At 34.6% G+C, this 4,680-nt stretch carries 6 protein-coding genes and 1 pseudogene; all 7 read left to right on the top strand.

What is annotated here, in order from left to right:
* Positions 1–49: 49 nt before the first annotated feature.
* The 7 genes and pseudogenes from M3090_RS14845 (at position 50) to M3090_RS14815 (ending at position 4,609) form a co-directional block, all read left to right on the top strand.
* The gene (locus M3090_RS14845; RefSeq protein WP_249057599.1) at positions 50–970 is read left to right on the top strand and encodes a hypothetical protein; all 921 of its coding nucleotides are present in this window, start codon (positions 50–52) and stop codon (positions 968–970) included.
* An 82-nt stretch (positions 971–1,052) separates the two neighbouring features.
* On the top strand, positions 1,053–1,781 hold the full coding sequence (locus M3090_RS14840; RefSeq protein ID WP_249057598.1) for a hypothetical protein: 729 nt from the start codon (positions 1,053–1,055) through the stop codon (positions 1,779–1,781).
* Positions 1,782–1,862: 81 nt separating this feature from the next.
* Positions 1,863–2,417 carry an imm11 family protein gene (locus M3090_RS14835; protein WP_249057597.1) on the top strand — a complete coding sequence of 185 codons (555 nt, stop codon included), beginning with the start codon at positions 1,863–1,865 and terminating at the stop codon, positions 2,415–2,417.
* 75 nt (positions 2,418–2,492) lie between these two features.
* Complete coding sequence (locus M3090_RS14830) at positions 2,493–3,119, top strand: hypothetical protein (RefSeq protein ID WP_249057596.1); 627 nt, start codon at positions 2,493–2,495, stop codon at positions 3,117–3,119.
* Between the two features lie 64 nt (positions 3,120–3,183).
* Positions 3,184–3,948: a hypothetical protein gene (locus tag M3090_RS14825; protein WP_249057595.1), complete on the top strand. Its 765-nt coding sequence runs from the start codon at positions 3,184–3,186 to the stop codon at positions 3,946–3,948.
* Positions 3,949–3,965: 17 nt separating this feature from the next.
* Positions 3,966–4,079 (top strand): annotated as a pseudogene (locus M3090_RS14820) (PoNe immunity protein domain-containing protein); the annotation flags it as partial.
* An 8-nt stretch (positions 4,080–4,087) separates the two neighbouring features.
* The gene (locus M3090_RS14815) at positions 4,088–4,609 is read left to right on the top strand and encodes a hypothetical protein (RefSeq protein WP_249057593.1); all 522 of its coding nucleotides are present in this window, start codon (positions 4,088–4,090) and stop codon (positions 4,607–4,609) included.
* The last annotated feature ends 71 nt before the right edge of the window (positions 4,610–4,680 follow it).

The following is a 4,680-nucleotide window of genomic DNA, read 5'->3' as shown; positions in this document are numbered from 1 at the left end:
TTAAACGGCGATTAGCTGCAAACCATTATGAACAATTAAAAAACAATATATGGAAGCAAATGATTTTATCAAATATTGTCACACATTATTACAAATAATTTCCATACCAATGGATATTAGCAAGTTGCAATGCGAGCAAAATATTATGATACTTCATAATTTGCAGCTTGAAGGTTTTATGAATTTATCTGTTCAGGAGAATGGTATAATGTTTTCATTTGGAGCTGACGATAAGAATGTTTATTTGATTAAATCAGATGAAAAAGTTCTGTTTGAACCTTCAATATACTATGAAGATGGGGAATTTTTCCTTAAAGATTCTTCCATATTTTTATTGACCCAACTTGCTATTTGGATTTCTAAAAAATCCCCTTATACTTATTCGTGCAAACAATACCAATATATTAAAGTAAGAGAATTGTTTCCTGTATGGTTTGACGGAGATTATTATTTATATACCATAAGATTCAATTTAGAAAACAATTCATTTGTATTACGAAAAGGAGATAGCTTATTAACCTTTGTAGCTTCAGAGCCAAATACTTTAGATATACTTCTACAAGCAGCAAACATTAAAAAAGAGACTCCAAAACAAAAGTCTCAGCAACATAATGTTTTTGAGTTTGATTTGTCAGGAAAAAAAGTAAATGTTGAACTTGCATACTCTCCAAACTCACAGACAGAAATAGATAAATGGCTCTCTATTCTTAAATCTGAAGAATTGGATAAAATGAAAATTCGACTAAGTAAGAAACTCACGAAAGATGTGTTTTCTCAAACAGATAATGTTTCCAAACAAGATTTGATGGAACAAACCAACTTACTTTATGGAAATATGTCTATTGATAAAATCATCGTTGACAAAGGATATATTACAATTACTTTCTTGGCTCCAAATGTTATACCTGATTATGTTATTAACTGTCAGTTAAACAAGAGGCTATCTATAATTGATTATTATCTGGAATAATGTGTGATAAGTAAAGTTCATAACAAGGTCGAGATAACAGCTGAACGCTGTTCCTCACCAAACCATTAGCTGTAATAGAAGCATGAAAAAGATTATTTTCTACATATTGGCATCTCTGTTTTGTTTGCCTGCACAAGCACAACAACAGCGTTTCTTCGGTGTCATTCAGGATGCGGACGGATATACAAATGTACGTGACACAAATGGAACAGTAATAGACAAATTATTGGATAATCATGTGTTTGTCGATTGGGATGCACAAAAGAACCATAAAAAATGGCATAGCGTAGAATATGGAACAGAAACGGGCATAACCAAGACATACCCGAATGGAAATACCCATATAGGAGAAATCCATAAAAGCCGCATCCACTATTTGGAAGATTTGCCACAGTTAAAGAAACAGCCGCAAAGTACGGATAATTATCTTGTATATGCCAACGACACATTAACCGTAGAAATAGGTTTCCGAGATTTTAATCTCCAACGACACTCCATTGTTTATGATTTGGACACAGGTTTTGTTCAGAGCATTGACGGTTGTTCTGATTTAATAGGTATAGATAATAATATTCCAAATAAAGAATATGAATCTATCACCATCAAGTACCCTGCCGGGATATTGGAATTTCCAACAGCATATATAACACATCTATACGAACCGAACCAAAACAATGTTGTCGTAGCATTGGGTAAGGGAAACACTCTGTTCATCAGCACACAGAACAGTGACGGTGCAGGTGGATATTATGCCGTATGGACAGTAGAAAATTATCTTGTTAAAAGTCTGTTTGTGTTACATGACTTTTGACTAAAATACAGCTAACAACGCAGGATAACGGACAAGCCGTTCCCTGCTGAACCATTATCAGTAATTAAATAGTGTGACATTATGAATATATATAAAATTGGACAAGACTTTGATAATTATAAGTTCTTTGTATTCAGAGAAGATGATGAATTAAATAAAGGCGTTTGGTTTTATAACGGTCAATCACTTGTTAAGGAGTGGAAAGGGCTTAGTCTGGAATTGTTCAGAGATAAAAGAAAAAGGAAAGACAAGCGAAGTGAAGACTTTGATGCATCCTGTTATTTTTCCGGTCATCTGATAGTAAATAAAAGAACCTCTTTATTGCTCGCAGAAAAACTGAAAGGACAAATAGAAGTCTTACCTGTCAATGTAGAAGGTAACACTTCAGACTATTATTTCATCAATGTATTGAATACGATAAAAGCCATCAATACAGAGTCTAAAAGCAATGAAGAAATCTTGAAGATGATGAGAGATAATAATGGCATTTTCAATAAAGGAAATATAGATTCATATATCATATTTCGGGATAGTCTATTTTATAGCAATTATTATTGTACAGATGAATTTATAGATTTTGTGAAGCAAAATTCAATTACAGGATTAAAGTTTACATGTGCAGGTATTGCTGAATAAATCACTGATAACAAGCCAAGTTAGCTGCTAAACGCAGCTCCTTGTCAAACCATTAGCTGCAAATGAATAAGAGTCATGAAACAGGAAATCATAAACCGAATAAAGCAATTAGGCGGTAATATCGCCAATGTAAAAGGAATGTCTTTACAAGACGACTTGTGTGCCATAACTTTTAATACTGCTTTGTATCAAAAGCCGGAAGATACACCTTGGCTATCTGCCGAAGATACAGAGCCTATAATGGGTTTAGGTAATTGGGTAGATGAAAATATGGAATTGTTCAATTCTGATAAAGAGGCATTTTATAAAAAAATGGTAGATACCTACTATACATTAAATGAAGAACCTCGTGGACAATTTTTTTGGGTAGCAAAACCATTTACTCCATTTCAAAAAGGCACGAAAGATTTTGAAGATTGGAATGATTGGTTTTCAGATGATGATACAGATTTGGACGAAATCATTCAACATTCAAACTGTACTACTCCTGACTTTGTTGGATTGCTTTGTTCAGAAAGTTATCCCAATTATCATTACATCTGTTTATCAGACCTTAATCCTGACAATCCAATAGTGTGGAGTACAGACCATGAAGCGTTTTTTACAGAGGTTACTAACGAAGGAGCATTGGAAGATTTCCTAAATAAGTTCATGACTAAAGATGAATTTGTTGATATTGTAAAACGGAAAATGGAACAATAAAGAACGTAGCTAACAAGCACCTATACCGCCTAACGGCGGCAAGCTGCATCCCATTAGTTGCAATATGAAAAGAGTAATTATACTTTATATTTTATTCTTGCTTTCACCTTATACTTTTGCTCAAAACTATAAGGAAACTATTCAAACAGAGATTGATGCAATAAACAAAATGACTTTGAGAATTGCATACCTTGTTCCTTTAGATAGTTTAGGAAAAGTAATAGAGAATGAATATATGGAATTTGATCAAATCCATTCATACAAAATCTTAGATGATGGTCGGATAAAGAATGCAAATATATTGTTTACTATGTATTTCGATAGCGATAACAAAATCAGGAAAGTATTTAAGCGATGGGCTGACGGGGGTGCATTGCACAGTATCGCATATTATGATTCTAATGGGCGATTGATATATGGAGTATATAGTAAAGGCTATGAAACCCACGGAAAGTTGTATGCTGACACTCCGGGTTTTCATATAGAGCATTTTCCTGAAGAGAATGAATGCAGTGACTGTTTTGAAGCATACCTATTCTTATCTACGAAATGTATAGAAGCTCAATATAATGTAAAGTTACAGAGTCCACCGAATGCTAAAAGGACGAATTTTATGCCACAAGTTGGAGATAGTGCCATACTATGCAGTCCCTACATTTATTCTTTACCTGATGGAGAAAAAATTACCGAAGGGGAAGACGGCATAGCAGTTAGTTTTGGAATGCCTATTGTTATAAGTAAATTAGTAAATGACTGGTGTAGAATAAATTCCATTTTTAATGCCCATATAGGTTATATACCTATTCAAGACATTGAAATCATTAAGTAAATATAGTAAGCAACTAATGGTGCTTTGAGAGCGGTGCATTGGTCAAGGTCTTTGGACTGGATGACAGCAGCCTGAAAGGATTACCTTACTATCCATACGATATGGTACATTGGAACGACAACATAAAATAAAGATAAGTATGAGTTACTCTGTTTGTGCATATTTGACAGAAGCCGATAAGGTAAAGTCTGTTTATGGAGCTCGTGATAATCTGCTGCTTAACCAATTAAAGGCAGCACTGAAGCCGGGACTTGACAGTTTGAACGATTATTTCAGCGATAGTCTGAACGCAGATATGGATGCTTATGCTGTATTGGCTGATATTGTGAACGGAGAAGTCCGTTATCCCGAAATCGCTTCCATGTACGGGTATGTATATGAAAAGATTTGCAATCATTTCGGAACGCAAATCTATTGTGCGGAAAACCTTTGGCAACTGGATAGCCAAAGTATATTCATCCCTATTCCATTGAGTGATGATTTTCCCTATATCATTAGCATACCTGTTTCTGAATTGGAGAGCAAGAGGATGGAATACAATTCGCTGGAAGAAGGCAATGGTATCGGCGATTACGACTATGAGCAGGAAATGGACGATTTGAACTTCATTTTCGATGAAGCCGTTGAAGCACAAAAGGACCTTGTGATTATGGTGTATTAATATGGTACACTGGAATGGAAATTAAATATGATGTTAACGAAGCAGGATAACGGACAAGCCGTTCCCTGCTT

It is taken from the genome of Bacteroides sp. ET71 (genome assembly GCF_023336905.1).
GTDB lineage: Bacteria > Bacteroidota > Bacteroidia > Bacteroidales > Bacteroidaceae > Bacteroides.
Note: the sequence above shows the minus strand (reverse complement) of the source record. Positions and strands in the feature narration are given on the sequence as shown.

Bases quoted from the DNA above. Each gene is read 5' to 3' on its own strand.
- M3090_RS14830 (WP_249057596.1), top strand. From the start codon at position 2,493: ATGAAACAGGAAATCATAAACCGAATAAAGCAATTAGGCGGTAATATC.
- M3090_RS14840 (WP_249057598.1), top strand. From the start codon at position 1,053: ATGAAAAAGATTATTTTCTACATATTGGCATCTCTGTTTTGTTTGCCT.
- M3090_RS14845 (WP_249057599.1), top strand. From the start codon at position 50: ATGGAAGCAAATGATTTTATCAAATATTGTCACACATTATTACAAATA.
- M3090_RS14825 (WP_249057595.1), top strand. From the start codon at position 3,184: ATGAAAAGAGTAATTATACTTTATATTTTATTCTTGCTTTCACCTTAT.
- M3090_RS14835 (WP_249057597.1), top strand. From the start codon at position 1,863: ATGAATATATATAAAATTGGACAAGACTTTGATAATTATAAGTTCTTT.
- M3090_RS14815 (WP_249057593.1), top strand. From the start codon at position 4,088: ATGAGTTACTCTGTTTGTGCATATTTGACAGAAGCCGATAAGGTAAAG.